This window comes from Streptomyces sp. NRRL F-525, assembly GCF_000716605.1.
Classification (GTDB): Bacteria; Actinomycetota; Actinomycetes; order Streptomycetales; family Streptomycetaceae; genus Streptomyces.
In genome coordinates this window covers 467531-488895 of the sequence record NZ_JNXE01000002.1, presented here as the reverse complement: position 1 = coordinate 488895, position 21365 = coordinate 467531, and the positions used below count along the sequence as shown (strand labels likewise).

The window sequence follows — 21365 nt, the reverse complement described above, 5'->3', positions numbered from 1 at the left end:
TCCCTTGGGTGGGGCCCGGTTGAACCGGAGGTGTGCCTCCGTTATGGTGGAGGGGTACCTCCACTTTAGCAGTGTGGGCGCGTTCCGCCGTAGCGCAATGCGCGGGCGCACCCCCGTTCGCTTGTTCCGGAGAGGCTCTCGATGCCCCGCAAGTCCTCCCGCCTCACCTTCGCGGTCCTCGCGACCGGTGCGGGCGTGTTCTCCATGCTGCAGTCGCTGATCGCGCCGGCCCTGCCGACCGTCCAGCACGCGCTCCACACCTCCCAGTCCACCGCGACCTGGGTGATGACGGCCTACCTGCTGTCCGCCTCGGTCTTCACTCCGATACTCGGCCGCGTCGGCGACCTGGTCGGCAAGAAGCGCACCCTCGTCGCCGTCCTCCTGGCCGTCCTCGCGGGCTGTCTGGTCGCCGCGCTCGCGCCCAACATCGGCGTGCTGATCATCGCCCGGGTCGTCCAGGGCGTCGGCGGCGCGCTGTTCCCGCTGTCCTTCGGCATCATCCGCGACGAGTTCGACGCGTCCCGAGTGCCGGGCAGTATCAGCAACCTGTCCGCCGTGATCGCCGCGGGCGGTGGCGTCGGCATGGTGGCCGCAGGGCCCATCGTGACCGCGCTCGACTACCGCTGGCTGTTCTGGTTCCCGGTCGGCATCGTCGCCGTCACCACCCTCATCGCCGTGCGCTACGTCCCCGAGTCGCCCAACCGCGCCCAGGGGCACGTCAATTGGCTCGGCGCCGTACTCCTTTCCGGCTGGCTGGTCGCCCTGCTGCTGCCGCTGAGCCAGGCAGGCATCTGGGGCTGGGGCTCCGTGCGGGTCGTCGGCCTGTTCGCCGCGGCCGTCGTCCTCTTCGCGGCCTGGCTGTTGTCCGAGGCCCGCTCCAGCAGCCCGCTCATCGACCTCAAGGTGATGCGCCTGCCGTCCGTGTGGACCACCAACACCGCCGCGCTGCTGTTCGGCGCCGGCATGTACGCGATCTGGTCCTTCCTGCCCGGCTTCGTCCAGACCCCGTCGTCCGCCGGTTACGGCTTCGGCGCCAGCGTGACCGCGTCCGGACTCCTCATGCTCCCGATGCTGATCGCGATGTTCGTCTCGGGCGTGCTCAGCGGCCGCCTGGAACCGATCGTCGGCGCCAAGGCCCTGCTCACCACCGGTGCCGCCCTCGGCGCGGTCGCCTGCACGATCCTCGCCCTCTGGCACGACCAGCAGTGGCAGATCGCCCTGGTGGCAGGCATCTTCGGCCTCGGCATCGGACTCGCCTTCGCCTCCATGGCCAACCTCATCGTCGGCAGCGTCCCGCCCGAGCAGACCGGCGCCGCCACCGGCATGAACGCCAACATCCGCACCATCGGCGGCTCGATCGGCGCCGCGGTGACCAGCGTCCTGGTCACCGGCCACCTCCAGCCCTCGGGCCTGCCCTACGACTCCGGGTACACCCACGGGTTCACGCTGCTCGCGGTGCTGCTCCTCGGTGCCGCACTGGCCGCGCTCCTGGTGCCGCGACGGTCCGGCCGTAGCGGAGGAAAGACGGTCGGGGGCTCCGAGTCGGCGCTCCTGAAGGCGGAGGAGGAGGCGTCGGTGATGGCTCCCGGCGCGCTCAACTGACCCGGCCTGTATGCCAGCATGACGTGATGATCGAACAGAGTGCGCGGGGTTCCGGCGGGGAACTCCTGGACGTCCACCGGCTCCGGCTCGTCGAGACCGCCGCTCCTCGGCTCACGCCCGAGGAGCGGCAGGCGATGGACCGGGTGTGGGACGCGAAGGTACGGGACAACCCGAGCTTCTTCGATGGACCGGTCCTGGTGTGCGCGGGTGCGCGGCGGGAGGGACCGGACGGCCTCGCCATCTCCTGGGTCAGGACGACGTACCGGCACTTCGCCCTCCGACGCGTCCCGTTCTCGACCTCGTGGCTGCCGTCGTTCTTCGTCTCCGTCCTCCAACCGGCTGACGACGGACGCCTGTTGGTCGGCCGGATGTCGAACTCGACGGCGGCACCCGGGCGTTGGCAGCTGCCGGGAGGCTCGCTGGAGCCGCCCGAGGGTGACGCGCCCCTCGACCTCGCGGCCCTGCGGCGCCACGCCGCACGGGAGTTGATCGAGGAGACCGGCATCGACACCTCGCCCGACGACCTCACCTTCTGGAACGTCACCCGCGCCGGAAACGGCGGCATCGGTGTCCTGTTCCGCGCCCCGTCCCTCCCCGAGGCGCGGCTGCGCGAGCGGTTCGAGGCGATGGCGGCGGCGGAGCGGGCCCAGGGCCGCGAGCCGGAGCTGGACAACATCTTCCTCATCCACTCGACGGCCCAACTCCCGCTCCTGGTCGGCCCGCACGCGGACTACCTGGAGCCGATCGTCCGTCGCTACGCGGAGACCGGATGAACGGGTGTCTCGATATGAGACACCCGCGGCGGCGGCGATGCCTTCAGGATCGGCAGCGTACGACTGCTGTGAAGAAAGGTGATCACCATGGCCCTCGCACTGCTCCGGCGCTGGCTGCCCCAAGGCGCCTCCGCCCCGGCGGCGGGCCTCTCGCTCCCCCTCCCGCCCGGCGCGGGCGGCCTCGGCCGGGAGATCGTCGACCCGATGGGCGTGCCCATGGCCTCCGCCGACGTGACGGTGACGGCTCTCGACTCGCACCGCGTCACCGCCTCCGGTACGACCGACCCGTACGGCTTCTTCCTCGCGGCGCTGCCGCCCGGCCGCTACAGCCTCCTCGTCTCCGCCCAGGGTCTCCAGCCGCACCAGGAGACGGTCGAGATCGTCGCCGGGTTCGCCGAGCCCACGGAACGCGTCTGGCTCCAGCCCGGCCGCGCCCAGGAACTCCCGCCACCCGGCACCTGGCTCTTCGACCCACCGCACACCGCGATCCGCTTCATCGCCAAGCATGTCGGCATGGCCCATGTGCACGGCCGGTTCGAGCGGTTTCAGGGCGGTATCCAGGTCGCCCAGGAGATGACCGACTCCCGGGTCCACGTCCGTATCGACGCGTCCAGCATCACCACCGGCAACACCACGCGCGACAACCACCTGCGCTCCGGCGACTTCCTCGACGTGGAGCGCTACCCGTACATCGACTTCGCCAGCACCCGGTTCGCCTACCGCGGCGGCAGCAAGTGGACGCTCCAGGGCTCGCTGACGATGCACGGCGTGAGCCGCTCGGTGAACCTGGACACCACGTATCTGGGCACGGTCAACGGCGGCTACGCCGAGGAACTCCGCTGCGCGGCCCTGGCCACGGCAGAGCTGCACCGCGAGGACTACACCCTCAACTGGCGGAGCATGCTGGCCCGGGGCATCGCCGTTGTGGGACCCACCGTCCAGCTGGAGTTGGACATCCAGGCGATGTACCGGACCCACGACACCCCGACGCCGCCGAAGTGACCCGCCGTATGCGGTAGGGTTTACCTGCGCGTTCACCCGGACTGACGGGTGCGGCGCGAGCGGGACGTGGCGCAGCTTGGTAGCGCACTTGACTGGGGGTCAAGGGGTCGCAGGTTCAAATCCTGTCGTCCCGACTCGACAGAGTCGTAGATGAGGGGCGGTTCCGGAGAAATCCGGAACCGCCCCTCGATCATTTCCGGGGACCGGCTGGGGTCACGGCTTGCGCGCGACCGCCCCGTACATCGCGATGTCCTCGTCGCGTATGTCCTGCTCGCCCGTGCCGTCCGGGTGCCACTTGTGGACCTGGACGATGCCGGGTTCGACCAGCTCAAGACCGTCGAAGAACTCGTGGGCCTCGTCGATGGTGCGCAGCCGCATCGGCATGTCGCGGGCCGCGTACTCGCGGGCGACGCGGCCCACCTCGTGCGGCGCGAACTCGGCGGTGCCGATCGACATCGCGAGGTAACTGCCCGAGGGGAGCGGCTCCAGCAGGCGCCGTACGACGCCCACCGCGTCGTCCGCGTCGAGCATGAAGTGCACGATGGCGATCACCGTCAGCGCCACCGGACGGGAGAGGTCCAGGGTCTCGCGCAGCTCCGGCGCGTCGAGGATCGTGGACGGCTCACGGAAGTCGGCCTCGATGTACGACGTCCTGCCCTCGGCCGTGCTGGAGAGCAGACCCTGGGAGAGGGTGAGGACGATGGGGTCGTTGTCGACGTAGACCACCCGTGACTCGGGAGCCACCTGCTGGGCGATCTCGTGCAGGTTCGGGGAGGTGGGGATGCCGGTGCCGACGTCCAGGAACTGGCGTACGCCCGCTTCCTCGGCGAGCCAGCGCACGGCCCGGTTCATCCAGTCCCGGTTGGCGACCATGTGGATCGGGAGCGCGGGCCACTCCCGGGACATGGCGTCGCCCGCCTCCTTGTCGGCGGGGTAGTAGTCCTTCCCGCCCATGATGTAGTCGTAGATCCGCGCGGAGTGCGCGTGCTCGGTGTCGATGCGGTCGGCCGGCCATCCGTTGTCGGGCAACGCCGTGTCTCCCATGCGAGTCGTGGAGTTTCGGGATCAACGCTCAGTAAAACAAGGGGTGTTCAGAGGAGGAAGTCGGCGTCCCCCGCCTTCACGCCCGTGACGAAACTCGTCATTTCGCGGGGTGTGAAAACCAGCGCCGGGCCGTCGGGGTCGGTCGACTGGCGTACGGCGACGCGTCCGTCGGCGAGCTTCTTCACTTCCACGCAGGCGCCGCCGGCGTCGTCGCTCCACGGCTTGGTCCAGCCGCGTGCGCCCAGGTTCCGGGACGGTATGCCGTTGCGTATGGGGTGGTGCACGTCAGAGCTCCTTGCGAATCGCACCGAGGAGGGCCTCGGTCTTGCGGGCGGGCGCCGCCTGGGCACCCAGCCGGTCCAGGGCCTCGCGGTACACCACGACGTCGTCGCCCTTGTCCAGATAGACAGCGCCCACCAGGCCGTTGAGATAGACGACGTCGGGCAGTTCGGCCGCCCGGAACCGGAAGAGGTGGAACGCCCCGGCCCGCATGGCCGGGTGCGGGCCGTTGGCGAACGGCATGATCTGCAGCGTCACATGGGGCAGCCGGTTGACCTCGATCAAGTGGGCGACCTGGGCGCGCATCACCGCGGCACCCCCGACCGGCCACCTCAGTACCGTCTCGTCCATGACGACCCAGACCCGCGGCGGTGCTTCGCGGGTCAGCAGTTCCTGGCGGCGCATACGAAGGGCGACCCGGCGCTCCGTGGCCTCGGTGGGGGCGTGCGGGTTGCCCGCGCCGAGCAGGGCCCGTGCGTACTCCTCGGTCTGCAACAGCCCGTGGACGAACTCGTTCTCGTAGGCGCGGACCTGCAACGCCGCCTGCTCCAGGCTCAGATACGCGGCGAACCAGTCCGGCATGACGTCGCGGTACGTGTGCCACCAGCCGCGCTTGCTCGCCTCGCGGACCGACTTCAGGAAGGTGTCGATCTCCTGACGGTCCGTCACCCCATAGACCTGCAGCAGCTTTTCCGCGTCCGCCAGGCGCAGCCGGGCCACCTTGGCGGCCTCCATCCGGCGGATCGTGGAGTGGCTGACGCCGATGGCCTCGCCCGCCTGTTCGTACGTGAGTCCCGCCCGGGTCCGCAGTTCCTCCAGCTGGCGGCCGAGGATCATGCGCAGGACGGACGGGACTCCGCCCCAGTCGGTCTCCGCGGTCACGGTCTACCTCCCTTGCGCCTCCAGCTCCGGGCGGCAGTCTGGCAGGGTTTCGCTCTTCACCGACTCTTTCGATCACTTCCTGGCGGAAGCAGCATGCACTTCACGACATGCAATTTTCAACTTGCCGGTTGCGATGCGTTGTTGGCAGGTGTCACAGTAAGACACGTCGTCACAGCTCGTCGAAGAGCGAGACGGCGCAGCCCAGTTGGGGGAAAAGGGTTGCGACCTGCGTTGGCCCGGCCGGGTCGCCATCCGCGCCTCGTGCGCGGTCGGCCGGCGCGAGACCGGCACCGCCCAGGGTGCGAAGGCACACGAAAGGCGTACGGCGATGGTTCCGCCCTCTTTCCCCCAGCCGTTGGACCGACCTCCCGGAGGCGGGCGTCCTGGCCGACTCCCTGGGCCGCAAGGCCCCGGCCGGCTCGTCTCCGGGAACCAACTCTCTTGCCCCAGCCATCTGTTCGGCCTGTCGGCGACCCCGGCGTCAGTCGGCCTGGCCCGCAGAACCGTCGACGAACTGCTCATCGCGTGGGGCGTCCGCGAAGTCGTCCGCGACAACGCTGTCGTCGTGACCTCCGAACTCGTCACCAACGCGCTCACCCACTCCGCGAGTGACTGGATCGTCTGTGAGGTGCGGATCACGGACGGAGTCCTCCGGATCGAGGTCGAGGACCAGAATCGCGGTCCCACGCTCCCGGTACCCGGTCGGCCCGGCCCCGACGACCAGGGCGGGCGCGGTCTCCTGCTCGTCACAGAGCTCAGCAGCGACTGGGGAACGGGGGACGTCCCGCACCGGTCCGGGCGGATCGTCTGGGCCGAACTGGCCACGGACTCCGACGAACCCGTCCCGCCCTGACGCCCGCCTGGCCGGCACCGGCCCCCCCCGCCCGGCCCATCCCCCCACTCGGCCGAAGGGTCCCCCCATGTACCGATCGCGCAGCCGCGACCCGATCCCGTCCTCCTCCGAGCCGTCGGCTCACAGCTTCACTCCGTCCCCGAACCCCGCCGAGCCGCCGACGCACGACCGCGTCCGGTCCCGACGCCTGGTGATCCCCGCGCGGTTACGCGCGAGCCTCGGATACGACGCCGTGGGCATGCCCCGGGAACACGGGGAACGCGTCCTGGACCATCTGCAGCGTGTCGGCTGCGTCTTCGCCGACGCCCGGCGCTGGTGGTGGATCGTGCCGGCCGGTTCGCACATCGGCGTCATCTGGCCGCCGTCCATCAGCTACGCGATCGGCGCCCAGGTGGCCGACCCCTCCTGGACGAGCACCCGCCCGAAACCGGGCCTGGAGCATCCCCGGCTGATCCATTCCCCCGAGACCGGGCAGCCCTACACGCCGCCGATACCCCTGTACTTCCTCACCTGCCGTGTCGCCGGCAGCACACCGCTCTGGTCGCTGGACACGTCGAACTGACCAGCCGCATCCGGCAGTTCGCGGCGATACGGCGCGGGGCTGGAGACTTCCACGGACACCGCACGGCGACCCTTGGAGGCGGGTCACGGACGTGCCCCACGGGAACCGGCCGGGGACCCGTCGGAGATCGGCGTCGCCGCCGCGCGGGCCGCGCCCACCAGTGCGGCGTCCCCCACGGAGCCGGCGTGTTTCATCGCGCGCATACACGGGTCGTCCGGCGGCCAGCCCCCGGTCGCGAGACCGGCGGACAGCGCGGGGGCGACGAGGTCCCAGGAGCGGGCCATGGAGCCTCCGACGACCAGGGCCGTCGCGCCGAAGTCCGCCAGGCGCGGGCCCAGTTCGGCGCCCAGTGCGGTGAAGACGCCGGCCAGCACCCGCCGGGCCCGCTCTTCCCCCGCTCTGGCTCGTCCGGCGATGTCGTGCACATCGGCGGCGGGGTCGCCGTAGCGGGCGAGGATCGCACGGCGGGAGACCGTGTCCTCCAGCGGTCGTCCGGCGATCTCGGTGAGGTCCATCCGGCCCCCGGGCGGTACGCCGGGACCGTGGTCGAGGACGCGGCCGTCGGCGAGGAACGCCGAGCCGACACCGGTGCCGAGCGTGATGCCCACGGCGCGGCGGTGCCCGCGGACGGTACCGGCGGACCACTCGCCGGTCAGAAAGGCGTGGGCGTCGTTGAGGAACACGACGTCGCCGGGACGCTGCCGCAGTCCGTGCAGGAGTGCTGCCCGCATGTCCATCCCGTACAGGGCGTCGAACTTGCCCACGCCCTGGAAGAGGGCGATCCCTCGTGTGTAGTCGAACGGCCCGGGTACCGCCACGCCCCACCGCGCACCAGGAGGCACCGGCAGTTCATCGGCGCAGCGGCGGACGGTGCCGATGATGGTCCCGGCATCGCCGTCCGCGTCGAGTGGCGTGCGCGTACGGCCGGTGACCCGCCCGTCCAGCGGGTCGACGAGCGCCGCGGTGACATGGGTGCCGCCGATCTCCAGGACAGGGATCAACGGACCAGCGCCTTCACGACACGCACTGGGCCGCCACCGGCCGCCGCTCGCAGGGTGTACGCGCCTACCGCGGCCGGCACGGTCAGCGTCTCCGCGTAGGCCAACTCGTGCCGGTCCCCGGCCGCCGTGTGTACGGTGACGCCTTCGCCCTCCACCACGTTCAGGATGTGGAACCGTCCCTGTGTGTCGTCGGCCGCCTCGGCCCCGGCGTCCAGCACGAACCTCCTGACCTCGTAGAACATCTCGGGCAGCGCGCCGATGACCTCCTCCCGCCAGCCGGTGCCCTCGCGCAGGGTGCGGGGTTCCTGGACCAGGTCACGGGCTACGGCCTCCCCGCGCCGTCCGGTCTCCAGGTTGGCGAAGCCGTGCTCGTAGGGGAGGGGGCGCGGGTTGCCGTCGGCGCCGGGACGCAGCCAGTCGTAGAACCTCAGGCTGCAGAGATAGGGGGTGGCGCTGATCTCCAGTACGAGGTTGCCCGCCCCGCTCGCGTGCGGGGTGCCCGCCGGGATCATGAACAACTGGCCCTGTTCGGCGGGGAAGGCGAGGACGTGGTCCTCGGGGTCCATGGGTATTCCGTCGGTGATGGACCGTTCCACCTCCTTGCGGAAGACGTCGACGTCGGCGTCCTCGCGCAGGCCGAGGAACACCTTGGTGTCGGTGCTGCCGAGGGTCAGGTAGTACGTCTCGTGCTGGGTGTAGTCCCAGCCGAAACGCTCGCGCATGTACGACTCCTTGGGGTGGCAGTGCAGGGAGAGGCTGCCGCCGCCGACGGTGTCCAGGTAGTCGAAGCGGATCGGGAAGGACGTGCCGAAGCGGGCATGCGCCTCCGCCCCCAGCACGCTCAACGGTTCCAGCACGCACAGGAGTTGGAACGGCACCTCGGCCTGCGTCTCCGGTCCGGTGCCGATGAGGATGCCGGCCTCGGGTGCGATCAGTTCGTAACCGAGGGCTGTGTTGCGGGAGTTTGGGTTGAAGCCGAGCTCGCGCTGGGCCCAATGGCCGCCCCAGGGTGTGGAGTTGAAGTACGGGCGGGTGCGGACTGGCTTGTGGGACAGGGCGGTGTACGTGGCGCGCAGACCCGCTCCGTCGATCCATGCCGGGTGTTCGGGGTGCTGCAGGTCGAGCCAGGCGACGAGGCGGTGGGCGAGGGAGTCGCGGTGGCGGTCGAGCATCGGCCAGTCGATGTAGAACAGCCGTCTGAAGTCGGGCTTCTCGTCCGGCAGTCCGAGGTTGGCGCCCACCTCGCCCGCGCCGACGGCGGCCTCCGCGTAGCGCTTGGGGACATCGGCGTACCAGAGCAGGTCGTGCTCCACGAGGGCGGCGCCGGGGCCGATGACGAGGAGCAGTCCTGACTGTGGTGGTGCGGGTGTCGGGAGGGTCTCGAAGAGGTCGTCGAGGGAGTTGTCGGCGAGCTTGCGGAAGTAGGGGTCGTCGGCGTCCGCAGCTCGTTCGGTACGGCTTCTGATGAGCGCCGGCGGTGCGTAGTGGTCCCGGATGTCGAGCACGGTGACGGCGATGCCGCGTCCGGTCAGCTCATGGGTGAGGCGGTCGGCGAGGAGGGACCAGTCGACGGACGGGGATCCGTCGATGGCCAACACCGCCGGGCCGTCCGGGAGTTGGGCGGCCACTGCCTGCCAGCCCGTGTGAAGGGCCGCCTGTGGGGCGGGGGCGTAGCGCGGATCGAGCCGGTACACGGGGTTTCCTTTCGCGGACAGGGCGCCGCTCATTCCTTGCTCGATCCGGCGAGCATCCCGGACACCAGGGTGCGCTGCGAGAAGAGGAAGAGCACCAGCACGGGCAGGATGGCGATGAGGATGGCCAGGGCGAGTTCCGGGATGGTGATGTTCAGTCCGGCGCCGGCGACGGGGTTGAACGACGGTGTGGAGGTGAGGAGTTGGTTCAGGCCCACCTGGACGGGGAACTGCTCGCTGTTCGGCAGGACGAGGTAGGGCAGGAAGAAGTTGTTCCAGTTGCCCACGAAGCTGAAGAACGCGACCAGTCCGACCACCGGCTTGGCGAGCGGGAGCGCGATGCGCGCGAAGAGCTGCCACTCGGTGCAGCCGTCGATGCGCGCGGCGGACAGCAGGTCCCTGGGGAGGCTGCTCCCGAAGTAGATGTAGACCAGGTACACACCGAACGGATAGAAGGAGAAGGGGAGTATCACCGACCAGACGGTGCCGATGAGATGGAAGCGGTTGAGCTCCAGGAAGATCGGCAGCACCAGGGTGGCCTGCGGCATGATCATGGTGACCAGGGTGATCACGAGGAGTGTCTTGCGGCCCCGGAACTTCGTCAGCGCCAGCGCGTAGCCGGCCGGAACGCTGACGGCCAGGGTCAGGACGAGTGAACCGCCGGAGTAGACGGCCGAGTTGAGCAGCCATCTCGTCATGGCGCCGTCCTGGAAGGCGAACAAGTGCCGCCAGGCCGTGCCTATTTGGTGGAACGAGCCGAAGGAGAGCGGGTTGTCCCGCACCACTTCGCCGGCGGTCTTCGACGGGGCCAGCAGCAGCCAGAGCACCGGCAGGACGAAGAACACCAGGAGAAAGGCCAGGAGGAGGCCAACGACCAGGAAGGGGAGGGTCCTTGACGGGCGGACCCGTCGCCTCACGGCCGTGAGGAAGAGGGTCGTCTGTGTCATTTCTCGTCCAACGTGAACAGGTTCGAGCGGGCGACCAGGAGACCGGCGGCGACGAGACCCACGGCGAGGAGGACGACGGAGATCGCGGCGGCGCCGTTGAAGTCGCCCTGCTGGAAGGCGTAGACGTAGGCCAGTTGGTTCGGTGACCAGGTGGGACTCACCCGGCCGAGGCTGGCGGTCTGGAGGAGTTGGGGTTCGACGAACAGCTGGGTGCCCGTCGCGAAGGCCATGATCGCCATGTACACGATCCACTGCCGGATCATCGGGATCTGGATGTGCCAGGCGGTGCGCCACGGGCCCGCACCGTCCATGCGGGCCGCTTCCAGCACCTCGTCGGGGATGTTGTTCAACGCCCCGTACATCACGACCATCCAGCCGCCGGCGCCGGTCCAGAAGGCGATCAGCATGAGGATCAGCGGCAGGTTGCCGGGTGCCAGGACGGCGGCGAACGTCTTCAGCCCCATGGACGTGAGCAGCCACGACACCGGGCTGACGTCGGGGTCGAGCATGAACAGCCAGACCAGGACGCTCGCCACTCCGGCGAGGGCGCCGGGGATGTAGTAGAGGAAGCGGAAGAGCGCCGAGGTGCCCGGGCGCACGCGGCTGCGCAGGATCACGGCGGTCAGCACGACCAGGACGACGAGCGTCACCAGCCACAGGACCAGGTAGATCATCATGTGGGTGAAGGCCGGGGCGAAGCGGTAGTCCTGGACGACCTTCACGAACTGGTTGAGGCCGGTGAACTGGCCCCGGTCGTTGGTGAGCGCGAGGTAGAACGAGTAGCCGGTGGGGAAGACGCCGAACGCGAGCAGCAGCAGCGCGTAACCCGCGACGAAGAAGTAGCCCGCGCGACCGTGGCCCGTGCGCCGCCGCTGCGTGGTGCGGCGGCGCACGGGGGACACGGCGACGCGCTCGGTCTCGAGCAAGGTCACTGATCGACCACCTTGTAGCCCTGGGTCTTCGCCTCGCCGGCTATCTCCTTCTGCCAGGCCGGGAGCGTCTCGGTCAGGCTCTTTCCGGCCGTCAGCGCCGGGAGTACGACGCTGGACCAGGCCGTGGAGTCCGAGAACCGGGTGTTCGACCAGCCCGTCCACACCTCGTTCGCGGCCTGCTCGAACGGCCCGCTCACATCATTGGCGAAGTAGTCCTTGTTGGCCGGGTTCGCCAACCACGCTTTCGCCGCCTGCGCGTAGGCCGGATACGTGGGCGCGGTCGCCTGGTTCGCGTCGGAGGTGGTCAGCCAAGTGACCAGGTCCGTGGACGACTTGAGGTTGGCGCTGTGCGAGGACACCATCCATACACCGCCGCCCACGTTGCCCGTGGCGGCCGTGCTCTCGCCCTGCCAGGTCAGCGGGGGCGCCGCCGCTATCTGCTTGGCCGGAGTCTTGAAGCCGGCCTTGAAGAGGTACTGGCCGTACCACGAAGGGCCGTACGCCATAAGGACTTTGGAGCCGCTGTCCTTGGCGAAGCCCTGGCTGAAGAAGCCCTGCGTGGCGACGGCCTTGGCGCTGATCAGCTTGTCCAGCAGGGTCGCCATCCGGGTGCACTTCGGGTCCTGGAGGTCGGTGCGCAGGGTGTCCGGCTTCGTCAGGCTGAACGCGGGGCACTGGCCCGACCAGAAGTACGACTCATGGGAGTTGGTGTCGCCGACCGAGCCGACGAGATAGCCGGGGTGCTCCTTGGCGACCTTCGTGCCGAGGGCCTCGTACTCCTGCCACGTGGTGGGGACCTGGTAACCCCACTTGCCCATAAGGGACTTGTTGTACCAGAGGACGACCTGCGCGATGTCGTTGCGCATGCAGTAGGTGTGGCCGTTGAACTGACAGGGCGTCAGGGAGCCCTTGGCGAAGCCGTCGAGCGTGCTCTGCGGGACCAGCTTGTCGTCCAGGGGCGCGGCGAACGGCTGCGCGTCGGGCTTGGTGGCTGCCGACGCCCAGGTCACGTCGGTCGGATTGCCGAACACCACGTCGGGCCAGCCGCTGCCGGTGCGGTCGAACAGCTGCACCTTCGACTGGAGGTACGTCGATCCGTCGGCCCCGCCGTCGTACGTGACGATCTTCATCTTCACGTCCGGGTGCGCCTTCTGGTACGCCTGCACCGACGGCAGCCGGGTCGAGTCGGCCCACACCGTGATCTGTGAACCGGCCTTCTGCGCGGCCGACTTGAACGTCGGTGAGGCGGAGGATGACTGGGTGGTGGTGTCGGCGCCGGCGCAGCCGGCCAGGGCGGCCGCGGTGGCCAGGGACAGCGTGACGGCCGCCGTGCGGAGCAGCGGGTGCCGCCGGCCGGATCTCGGAGAGCGGGAAGACTCCATCGTCTTGCCTTGCCTTTCTGTTCTTGCGTCGTTCAGCGCGGTTGCTCGACGAACGGCAGGAGCTCGTCGCCGTAGCCGAAATCGAGGGGAAGGGCTATGCCGGGCCCCACGGGCGCGTGCACCAGGCCCTGGGCGTCCACATGGCGCTCACGGACGACGTCCACCGAGGTCACCAGGGACTCGTAGTAGGTGGTGTTGGAGATGGCCATGCACAGGTGGTGGTTGGGGATGTCCGAACCGTGCACCTCGGCCCGCAGCCGGTAGGCGTCGGCCAGATGCGCGGTGCGCATGGCGCCGGTGATACCGCCCCGGAGGGTGGTGCCGGCCCGGACACCGAAGGTGGCGGCGCCGGCCCGGATGAAGTCCGCCGCGTTCATGTGCGCCCCGTCGGAGGTCTCCGCCACCAGCAGCGGTACGTCGACGGTCTCGGCGAGCCGCTGATAGGCCGAGATGCTGAACTCGCGGATCGGCTCCTCGTACCAGAGGTAGTCGGCCTCGGAGAGCGCGCGCCCCAGCCGGATCGCGTCGGGCAGGTCGAAGCCCGCCGAACCGTCGTACATCAGAGGGATGTTGGGGCCTACGTGGTCGCGCAGGGCCAGGCACAGTTCCGCGTCACGGCGGGCGTCGCCCCAGGCGTGCAGTTTGATCCCGCGATACCCCAGGGCCAGGCACTGGTCCGCCACATCGAGGAACTCCGCGATGCTGGAGAACGTCGAGGTGGAGGCGTAGGCCGGGATGGCGTCCCGGAAACCGCCGAGCAGGCGCCAGACCGGTTCGCCGTGGTAGCGGCCGGCCAGGTCCCACAGGGCGATGTCGATCAACCCCAGGGTGGGGAGCGGGAGTTCGTGGATACGGTCCAGCTCCCACACCCGGTGCCACAGCCACTCCCGCTGGAACGGGTCGGCTCCGAGCAGTTCCGCGCGGAAGACCCGGTCCACCAGGTCCCGCAGGGTGGAGTGGGCACCGGGACGGGCGAACACGGCCACGCCCTCGGCGCCCTCGTCCGTCCCGATGCGCAGGACCGCGCCGTCGCCCGCCGGAGCGCTTCCGCTCAGCCCGTCGCGCCAGTGGAAGGGCGGACTGGCCGGCGGAACATCGATCCGGTGTACTTCGACATGGGTGATCTTCATCCTGGCTTTCGTCTTCTGTAGGAGATCTGCAGGGAGAAAGGTTTCGGCTCGGACGCGGAGTACGCGGCCGCGGAGTGCTCAGAAGCCGCCGTACGCCTGGAGCGCGTAGACGCTGCCGCCGTTGCCGCTGGAACCGGTGACGGTCAGGCGCAGGTAGCGCGCGGTGACGGGGGTGTCGGCGAAGGCGTAGTCGGTCCGCGCAGTGGTGCTCTGGGCTGTGTGGTCCTCGAACGTCGACCAGCTCTGGCCGTCGGTGGAGTACTCCAGGCGGTACTTGTAGCCGCTCGTCAACTCGAAGGAGGTCACCACGGCCGAGACGGCGGTGTCCTTGCCGAGGTCGACCTGGAGCCAGGACGGGTCGGGCAGTCCCAGGCCCTGGGCCCAGCGGGTCGACAGATCACCGTCGACCGCCTTCGCCGGGGCGTAGCCCGCCGACTCGGAGGACGCGGTCGCCGTCCTGTTCAGGGCCAGGTCGTGGTCGGCCGGTGTGGTGACGACGGCTGCCTTGCTGGGGTCGGAGGCGTTCAGCGCCTCGTCGCGCGCTACGACCGTGAAGGAGTACTGCGTGTCGGCGGTCAGGCCGGAGACCCGCAGCGTTGTGGCGTCGGTGACGCCGATCCGCTTGCCGTCCTGGTAGACGACGTAGCTGGTCACGCCCGTGTCGTCAGTGGCTGCAGGCCAGTTGACGTCCACCAGTCCGGGCAGCAGCGGCTTGACCGTTGGCTGTCCGGGGGCGGTCGGGGCCGTGTGGTCCGTGACGGTCCTGGGGGTGCCGTAGACCTGGAAGTCGTAGATGCTGCCGCCGTTCCAGCTGGAGCCGGTGACGGTCAGTCGTACGAAACGGCCCGCGACCGGGGTGTCCGTGTGGGTGTAGTCGGTGGCCGCCGTGGTGTTCGTGGCGGTGCGGTCCGCGAGGGTCTTCCAGTGGACCTCGTCGGGGGAGACCTCGATGCGGTACTTGTAGCCGCTCGCCTTCTCGAAGGTCGTGATCGCGCCGTTCACGTCGTACGACGCACCGAGATCGACCTGGATCCAGGACGGGTCGGGCAGGCCGAGGCCCTGGGCCCAGCGGGTGGAGAGGTCTCCGTCGACCGCCTTCTCCGGGGTGTTGGCCTCCGAGTACGACGACGCGGTGATCGGCTTCTTGAGGGCGAGGTCGGTGCCCGAGGGCATGGTGACGCGCAGGGTCGGGCTGGGAGCGGACTCGTTGCCGGCGGCGTCGCGGGCGGTGATGCGGAAGGTGTACGTCTTTCCGGCGGTCAGGCCCGGGAGGCGTACCGAGGTGGTGCCCGTGGCGCTGACGAGCTTGCCGTCGCGGTAGACGGAGTAGCCGGTGACGGCGGTGTCGTCGGTGGACGCGGGCCAGGTGAGGTCCGCGATCGTCGGGAAGTCCGTGACCGCGCTCGGGGTGCCGGGCGTGCTGGGCGCCTGGTGGTCGGGGACGGCGGGGTCCGGGTCGAGGTGGCGGTAACTCGGTTGCAGGCCCGCGTTGTTGACGATGGAGGCGGGCAGCTGGGCGCAGGAACCCACGGTGGTGTTGCCGGTGATGGTGCTGCCCGTGCTGTTGGCCTGGGTCGAATAGGCGGGCTGGGTGGTGAAGTTGCCGGTGGCCTGGATGTCCATGCCGTGGTTGAGGAACAGCCACTGGTAGGCGATGTCGCACAGGGCGTTGCCGGTGTTCGTCCAGTACCGGCTGCCCTCGTCGTGGTAGATCGCGCCGTAGGCGGGCGGTGGGGTGCCGTGGATGTAGTTGCCGGACACCACGCCGCCGGGGTTGGAGCTCAGCGTGTAGATGGCGCCGCCGTCGGCCTGCGACTTCATGATGTCGTAGATCTCGTTGTCCGTGACCTGGGTGTCGCGGCTGGTCGTGGGGGTGTCCCAGATCGGAACGCCAAGATTCCCGGGGTAGTTGGTGTCGCCGCCCTGGTCGGTGAGGCCCCAGCCCCAGCCGACGGAGATGCCGGTGTAGGGCAGGTCGTAGACCTTGTTGTGGGTGATCGTGGTGTGGTCGGTGTAGCCGGCCAGGATGCCGACGGAGCCGTTGTACTGGTCGGCGACTTTGGTGACCACGTTGTTGGCGACCGTGGTGTTCTTGGTGATGTCCCGGGAGTCGTCGGGGTGGGCGTCGATCACCTCGACGCCGCCTATCTGGATGCCGGTGGCGGCGATCTGGCGGAACACGTTGCCGGTGATGTCGGTGCCCTGGGTGCCGGTGTCCAAGTTCAGCCCGACCGCGCCGAGTTGGGTGAAGGTGTTGCCCTCGAAGCCGATGCCGTGGCCGTGGTCGACGTTCACCGCACCCGGCGTCTTTTGCCACTTCAGTCGGGTCGCGTCGAAGGTGGGGTCGTTGCCGACCATCCGGAAACCGGCCTGGCCCTCGATGAGGCCCTCGGAGGAACTGGGCGCGAGCCAGGTGGAGTTGGAGAAGGTGATGCCCCGGAACGACACGTTGCTGACCGGGGTGGTCTTGGTCCCGTCGAGGTCCACCAGGTCCTGGACGAGCGGCACGGTGACGGTCGAAGTGGCGAGGTTCTGGCCGGACTTGGGCATGTAGTAGATCTCGCCCGCGCCCTTGTCCAGGTACCACTCACCGGGCGTGTCCAGCAGTTCGCGGGCGTTCTCCAGCCAGGTCGGGTTCTGGATCTCCTGGCCTTGCTGGAGATGCGCGTTGTGCCAACAGGGCTGCTGCATCGTCATCTTGAAGTCGGCGATCGACTGCACGGGGCAGCGCATCAGCTTCCAGCCCCAGGAGCTGACGACCTCCAGGTCCGAAGGACGCTTGTAGGCGTTGAGCGCGGGGTCGGTGAAGGCGTAGCCGGTGGAGGTCTGGCTGAAGCCGGCGGGGTTCTTGCCGCTGCGCGCCCGGGTCTCCAACTCACCGTCCACATAAAGCTGTCGGGCGTCGATGGCACCGACCCTGGCCTTGTAGACCTTCCCCGTCGAGTCGGCCGGGGTCCAGCCGGTGACCTGCTTGCCCCCGCTGATCACCGGGTGCGCGCCGGGGGCGGCCTCGTAGAAGATCCGGTGTCCGTCGGGGCCCGAGTCCTGCGCGGTCAGGGCGAACGTACGGCTGAGCTGATAGGTGCCGGACATGAGCCGGACATGGATGTCGCCCTTGGCCTTCTGCTTGACGTCGCGTACGTAATCCCGCGCGTGGTCAAGGGACTTGAAGGGGTGGGCGGCGGTTCCCGAGCCCACGTCCCGGCCGGTCGGGGAGACGTAGACATTGAGATCCGGCGGCGGGGGAGCCGCCTGGGCCGGCACGGCGTTCAGCAGGGCGGCTGCCATCGCGGCCACTGAGCAGGCGGCCGTGAAGGCGGAGGGGAAACTTCTTCGCAGCGGCACGAAGGCGCCCCTGCGCGCAGACGGATGAGACACACGTATCCAATCGCCTGAGGGAGGTTGATACCTGCAAGTCCCGGTCGTCCACCGGGACTTGAGGGCGGCGGGCGGCCCATCGCCGTGCTGCGGCAGCACATGCGGGGTCGGCCGGGTCTACGAGGTCGGTGCCTCCGGGGAGGGCGCTTGGGCCTCGGGACTGAACAGCCGGTCGCGGATCTTGCTCTCGAACTGGCTCTGGGTGGTGGCGATGTGTTCCACCATCAGTTGCTCGGCGAGATCGGCCGCCCCCGCGGCGACCGCCTCCGCTATGCCCACATGCTGATGCGCGGCGACTTCCAGCGATCCGGGTACATCACCGTGGAAGAGCAGTACGTCGGACTGGGCTGCCAGGCGCCGCACACCGGCGACGCTCGCCCTCAGGAACACGTTGTGCGAGGCGACGCCCACCGCGTCGTGGAAGGCCGCGTCCGCCTTGGCGAAGGTGTCGACGTCGTGCATCGTGGCCGCCGTCAGGGAACTCTCCGCGCTCTCCCGGATGGCCCGGACCTCGATCGGGGTGGCGTGGGAGGCGGCACGGCGTGCCGTCTCCGACTCGATCACCTTGCGGTAGTCCAGGAGCATGCGGACGTCTTCCATGCCGGTCGGCCGGAAGTGCGAGAGCTCGTCGTCCAGCAGCCCGCCGACCGACGCGGCGACGAAGATGCCGGCGCCTCGCCGCACCTGGAGCCGGCCGATGGCGGCCAGGACCTTCACGGCCTCGCGGGTGACGTTGCGGGACGCTCCCAGGATCTGGGCCAGCCCCTGCTCGGTGGGGAGGCGGTCGCCGGGCCGCAGGTTCTGCTGGGCGATGTACTCCAGCAGTTGCTCCGCGACCAGTTCATATCCCGGTCGGTAGGCCGGTGTTGAGTCGCCCAAGGCGCGCCCCTTCTTGCGTCACGAATGAATCAGGTTCATTTTCCGGGGCCAATATGGCACCGCCGTTGGGAGTTGGGAAGAGATCGGACAGATTTCGATCTGGAGGCATGCTCAGACACTGGTAAATCGTCATGAACTACGCACTTCCGCACGGGTGTTGCGTGAAATGGATCCCATCCTTAAGGTCCTGCCTGCCAGATGAAGCAGATCCTTCTCTATGCGGCGGAGGCCGTGGAAGCGGGAACCTCGTGAGGGCACGCCCACTTGGTCGTACGAGCGTCCGGGTCAGCACGCTGGGATTCGGTGCCGCCCCCATCGGCAACCTCCACAGCGCGATCGACGACCGCCAGGCGCAGGCCACCCTCGACGCCGCCTGGGACGTGGGGGTGCGCTACTACGACACCGCCCCGCACTACGGCCTCGGCCTGTCCGAACGGCGGCTCGGCGATGCCCTCGCGCATCGCCCGCGGGGGGAGTTCACGATCTCCACCAAGGTCGGCCGGCTGCTGGAACCCCACCCCGCACCCACGGGATCCGACCTGACGGCAGGAGGCTTCGCCGTCCCCGACACGCTGGTCCGCCGCCCCGACTACTCACGGGACGGGGTGCTGCGAAGCCTGGAGGACAGCCTGAATCGTCTGCGGCTGGACCGTGTGGACATCGTCTACGTCCATGATCCCGACGACCACTTGGACGCCGCCCTCGGCCATGCCCTGCCCGCCTTGGCCGCTCTGCGCGACCAAGGCGTCATCGGCGCCGTCGGTGTCGGCATGAACACGGTCGCCCCGCTGCTGCGCGTTGTCGCGGAGGCGGACATCGACGCCGTGATGGTGGCCGGGCGGTGGACCCTCCTCGACCGCACCGCCCGCCCCTTGTTGGACGCGTGCGCCGAACGCGGGGTCGCGGTGGTGGCTGCCGCACCGTTCAACTCCGGTCTGCTGAGCCGCACTTACCCCGCGAGCGACGCCACCTTCGACTACGGCCCCGCCCCGGAATCGGCACTGCGTCGTGCCCGGCTCCTCGCCGAGGTGTCCGCTCGACACGGCACCGCACTCCCGCACGCCGCCCTGCGGTTTCCGCTGCGCGACCCCGGGGTGGCCTGCGTGGTCGCGGGTTTCCGTACCCCTGAGGAGGTCCGGTCCGCTGCCCGCTGGGCCGCCACCGATCTGACCGAGGAGGCATGGCTGGACCTCGACGCGGCGGCGGCCCGGGAGGTACAAGTCCCGGCCGTTTAGCGGTGGTTGGGACAGTGGGACGTGTGAGCAGCCGAATGGGCCCCCGCCCCCGCCCTCGATCCCGGATCCCCGCCCCCGGTTCCCGCTACCCCAGCATCCAGCCCTCCGCCCGTCGCGCCGTGGCGCGGATGTTCTTGCGGGCGCCGGGAGGCAGTCGCCGCAGCACCTCGCGGACGCCGTGCCGTAGCCGGTGGTCGGCGGTGGTGCGGAGCAGGACGCGGCGGGTGGTGCCGATCCGGCCGGGTTCGCCCACGGCGAGGCGGAGTTGGCCGCCCGGCCCGGCCCAGGTGGGGGAGACGAGACGCTGCGGTGTGCCTACGGCGACGGTGCCGAGGAGGATGCGGGTGCTGCCCGGGGCGGCGGCCAGCCGGGGGCGGCGTCCAACGCCCAACAGCTGGGCGCTGGCCCAGACTTGATAGGCGCCGGGGTTCATCGGCGCGTCACCGGTGAGGGTCAGCGGGTCGATGACCGTCTCGCCGGTGACTACGACGCGGTGGAGGTTTCCGCCGAGCGGTTCCAACGTCGGCGTCAACTCCCCTTCGGGGTACCACCAGTGGTTGTCGGCGGTGTCGTGCACGATGAGTTCCCCGTACGTGTGGGAGAAGGGGTCGGGGACCTCCCAGTTCTCCGCTCCCCTTATGCCGTCAAGGAGTTGGGGGTCGAGGAACATCCGGCCGTCGCGCTCCATGACGGTCAGCGGCTCGCCGTCGCCGCGGACCATGCCGACGCGGGTGCGGATCACCAGCTTGTCGTTGCGCCAGCGCATGTCGTCGATCTCTACCCGCGCCCTGATCTGCTCGGTGCGGCGGGCGAGTTCGACCAGGGAGTCCAGCCGGTCCTGTACGAGCAGTTCGGCCCGCAGCCGACTGATCGCCGGGAGGCCTTCGCTCACCCCCGGCGGATAACTCGTCATCGCCATCCGGCGGACAGTGGTGAAGTACTCCTCCAAGTCCTTGCCCTTGCGCCGCAGTACGCGCGGCTCACTCACCGGCCGTAGCAGCTCGACACGGTACGAACGGCGCAGCAGCCGGTCCTGAAGGTCGCCCGGCGGGGTGCCCTCCTTGATCGCCTCCACGACCTTGTCCAGGTGGCCGTAGTAGTCGTCCGCGGTGATCCGACGGCTGCTGTTGTTGCCGCCGTCCTCGCGCCGATTCCATTGGTAGCAGGGGTAGTTGCCGAGTATCGACACCGTCTTGGCCCGTACGTAGGTGCGTGCCATGAACAGCTGGTCCTCCAGCCTGACCCGCCCCTCCGGGAAGCGGATCCCGTGCTCGCGCAGGAACTCCCGGCGGAACATCTTGTGCGGCGTCAGGCTCTCGAAGAGCGGGGCGTCGGCGGCGGTGCACCGCTCCACCGTCCGCTTGAACACATTGCTGGGCCCCTGCATCGTCCCGTGCACCTTGCCCAGCACGATGTCCGACCCGTTGCGCTCCGCCAGCGCGTACAGCCGCTCCAGCGCCTCGTACGACAACTCGTCGTCCTGGTCGACGAATTGGACGTACTTCCCCTTGGCCCGGTCCACCCCCACGTTCCGCGGCTTGCCCGGCCAGCCGGAGTTCTCCTGCCGGTAGACCCGGACGTGCGGATGCGTCTCGGCCAGCCGCCCGAGGCGTTCGGCGGAGTCGTCCGTCGACCCGTCGTCGACGTACACGACCTCGTACGCGTCGGCCCCCAGACTCTGGTTGACCAGCGAAGGCGCACAACGGTCAATGTAGGAACCGGCGTTGTACACGGGTACGACAACGCTTACCTTGATCAAAATATCCCCCCCGGGACAAGTGTTGTTGCCCTAC

18 protein-coding genes and 1 tRNA gene are annotated in these 21365 nt (G+C 69.4%); 7 read left to right on the top strand and 12 right to left on the bottom strand.

Annotated features, from left to right (window positions below; all coding sequences use genetic code 11):
* Positions 1–141: 141 nt before the first annotated feature.
* From OO69_RS05220 to OO69_RS05205, 4 genes are all read left to right on the top strand, one after another.
* Positions 142–1602, top strand: a complete 1461-nt coding sequence (locus tag OO69_RS05220) for an MFS transporter (protein WP_033279184.1) — start codon at positions 142–144, stop codon at positions 1600–1602.
* A gap of 26 nt (positions 1603–1628) precedes the next feature.
* Entirely contained in the window at positions 1629–2375 is a 747-nt protein-coding gene (locus tag OO69_RS05215; RefSeq protein WP_033279183.1) for an NUDIX domain-containing protein, read from the top strand.
* An 87-nt stretch (positions 2376–2462) separates the two neighbouring features.
* Positions 2463–3377, top strand: coding sequence for a YceI family protein (locus OO69_RS05210; protein WP_033279244.1), 915 nt, complete (start codon positions 2463–2465; stop codon positions 3375–3377).
* 60 nt (positions 3378–3437) lie between these two features.
* Positions 3438–3511, top strand: a tRNA-Pro gene (locus OO69_RS05205).
* 79 nt (positions 3512–3590) lie between these two features.
* On the opposite strand, the gene OO69_RS05200 is transcribed toward OO69_RS05205, so the two are convergent.
* The 3 genes from OO69_RS05200 to OO69_RS05190 form a co-directional block, all read right to left on the bottom strand.
* Positions 3591–4406: an SAM-dependent methyltransferase gene (locus tag OO69_RS05200; RefSeq protein WP_033279243.1), complete on the bottom strand. Its 816-nt coding sequence runs from the start codon at positions 4404–4406 to the stop codon at positions 3591–3593.
* A 62-nt stretch (positions 4407–4468) separates the two neighbouring features.
* Positions 4469–4705: a DUF397 domain-containing protein gene (locus OO69_RS05195; protein WP_033279182.1), complete on the bottom strand. Its 237-nt coding sequence runs from the start codon at positions 4703–4705 to the stop codon at positions 4469–4471.
* A gap of 1 nt (position 4706) precedes the next feature.
* A complete protein-coding gene (locus tag OO69_RS05190; RefSeq protein ID WP_033279181.1) occupies positions 4707–5582 on the bottom strand; it encodes a helix-turn-helix domain-containing protein in 876 nt (291 codons plus the stop codon).
* A gap of 328 nt (positions 5583–5910) precedes the next feature.
* Here OO69_RS05190 and OO69_RS05185 point away from each other — a divergent pair, with 328 nt between their 5' ends.
* Together OO69_RS05185 and OO69_RS05180 are read left to right on the top strand one after the other, a co-directional pair.
* The gene (locus OO69_RS05185; RefSeq protein WP_234444334.1) at positions 5911–6435 is read left to right on the top strand and encodes an ATP-binding protein; all 525 of its coding nucleotides are present in this window, start codon (positions 5911–5913) and stop codon (positions 6433–6435) included.
* Positions 6436–6502: 67 nt separating this feature from the next.
* Positions 6503–6997 carry a hypothetical protein gene (locus tag OO69_RS05180; protein WP_033279180.1) on the top strand — a complete coding sequence of 165 codons (495 nt, stop codon included), beginning with the start codon at positions 6503–6505 and terminating at the stop codon, positions 6995–6997.
* 83 nt (positions 6998–7080) lie between these two features.
* Here OO69_RS05180 and OO69_RS05175 read toward each other — a convergent pair whose 3' ends face one another.
* From OO69_RS05175 to OO69_RS05140, 8 genes are all read right to left on the bottom strand, one after another.
* Positions 7081–7998 carry an ROK family protein gene (locus OO69_RS05175; protein WP_051800771.1) on the bottom strand — a complete coding sequence of 306 codons (918 nt, stop codon included), beginning with the start codon at positions 7996–7998 and terminating at the stop codon, positions 7081–7083.
* Positions 7995–9692, bottom strand: a complete 1698-nt coding sequence (locus tag OO69_RS05170; RefSeq protein ID WP_033279179.1) for a class I mannose-6-phosphate isomerase — start codon at positions 9690–9692, stop codon at positions 7995–7997. The genes OO69_RS05175 and OO69_RS05170 overlap by 4 nt, the downstream gene beginning before the upstream one ends.
* 29 nt (positions 9693–9721) lie before the next feature.
* The gene (locus OO69_RS05165) at positions 9722–10636 is read right to left on the bottom strand and encodes a carbohydrate ABC transporter permease (protein WP_033279178.1); all 915 of its coding nucleotides are present in this window, start codon (positions 10634–10636) and stop codon (positions 9722–9724) included.
* Positions 10633–11568, bottom strand: a complete 936-nt coding sequence (locus OO69_RS05160; protein WP_033279177.1) for a carbohydrate ABC transporter permease — start codon at positions 11566–11568, stop codon at positions 10633–10635. The genes OO69_RS05165 and OO69_RS05160 overlap by 4 nt, the downstream gene beginning before the upstream one ends.
* Positions 11565–12950, bottom strand: coding sequence for an extracellular solute-binding protein (locus OO69_RS05155; RefSeq protein ID WP_033279176.1), 1386 nt, complete (start codon positions 12948–12950; stop codon positions 11565–11567). The genes OO69_RS05160 and OO69_RS05155 overlap by 4 nt, the downstream gene beginning before the upstream one ends.
* Before the next feature lie 32 nt (positions 12951–12982).
* A complete protein-coding gene (locus tag OO69_RS05150) occupies positions 12983–14080 on the bottom strand; it encodes an enolase C-terminal domain-like protein (protein WP_033279175.1) in 1098 nt (365 codons plus the stop codon).
* A gap of 78 nt (positions 14081–14158) precedes the next feature.
* Positions 14159–17368 (bottom strand): discoidin domain-containing protein, encoded by a 3210-nt coding sequence (locus OO69_RS05145; protein WP_199810882.1) that lies wholly within the window; start codon positions 17366–17368, stop codon positions 14159–14161.
* Positions 17369–17575: 207 nt separating this feature from the next.
* On the bottom strand, positions 17576–18337 hold the full coding sequence (locus OO69_RS05140) for a FadR/GntR family transcriptional regulator (RefSeq protein WP_033279174.1): 762 nt from the start codon (positions 18335–18337) through the stop codon (positions 17576–17578).
* A gap of 248 nt (positions 18338–18585) precedes the next feature.
* Between OO69_RS05140 and OO69_RS05135 the strand changes: the two genes are divergently transcribed.
* Positions 18586–19572 carry an aldo/keto reductase gene (locus tag OO69_RS05135; RefSeq protein ID WP_033279173.1) on the top strand — a complete coding sequence of 329 codons (987 nt, stop codon included), beginning with the start codon at positions 18586–18588 and terminating at the stop codon, positions 19570–19572.
* A gap of 85 nt (positions 19573–19657) precedes the next feature.
* Here OO69_RS05135 and OO69_RS05130 read toward each other — a convergent pair whose 3' ends face one another.
* Positions 19658–21331, bottom strand: a complete 1674-nt coding sequence (locus tag OO69_RS05130; protein ID WP_033279172.1) for a glycosyltransferase family 2 protein — start codon at positions 21329–21331, stop codon at positions 19658–19660.
* Positions 21332–21365 lie beyond the last annotated feature (34 nt).

What these genes read in the sequence shown, in the direction of transcription:
- OO69_RS05155 (WP_033279176.1), bottom strand. Translation starts at nt 12,950, where the DNA reads ATGGAGTCTTCCCGCTCTCCGAGATCCGGCCGGCGGCACCCGCTGCTC.
- OO69_RS05185 (WP_234444334.1), top strand. Translation starts at nt 5,911, where the DNA reads ATGGTTCCGCCCTCTTTCCCCCAGCCGTTGGACCGACCTCCCGGAGGC.
- OO69_RS05215 (WP_033279183.1), top strand. Translation starts at nt 1,629, where the DNA reads ATGATCGAACAGAGTGCGCGGGGTTCCGGCGGGGAACTCCTGGACGTC.
- OO69_RS05180 (WP_033279180.1), top strand. Translation starts at nt 6,503, where the DNA reads ATGTACCGATCGCGCAGCCGCGACCCGATCCCGTCCTCCTCCGAGCCG.
- OO69_RS05145 (WP_199810882.1), bottom strand. Translation starts at nt 17,368, where the DNA reads ATGGCAGCCGCCCTGCTGAACGCCGTGCCGGCCCAGGCGGCTCCCCCG.
- OO69_RS05165 (WP_033279178.1), bottom strand. Translation starts at nt 10,636, where the DNA reads ATGACACAGACGACCCTCTTCCTCACGGCCGTGAGGCGACGGGTCCGC.
- OO69_RS05210 (WP_033279244.1), top strand. Translation starts at nt 2,463, where the DNA reads ATGGCCCTCGCACTGCTCCGGCGCTGGCTGCCCCAAGGCGCCTCCGCC.
- OO69_RS05220 (WP_033279184.1), top strand. Translation starts at nt 142, where the DNA reads ATGCCCCGCAAGTCCTCCCGCCTCACCTTCGCGGTCCTCGCGACCGGT.
- OO69_RS05150 (WP_033279175.1), bottom strand. Translation starts at nt 14,080, where the DNA reads ATGAAGATCACCCATGTCGAAGTACACCGGATCGATGTTCCGCCGGCC.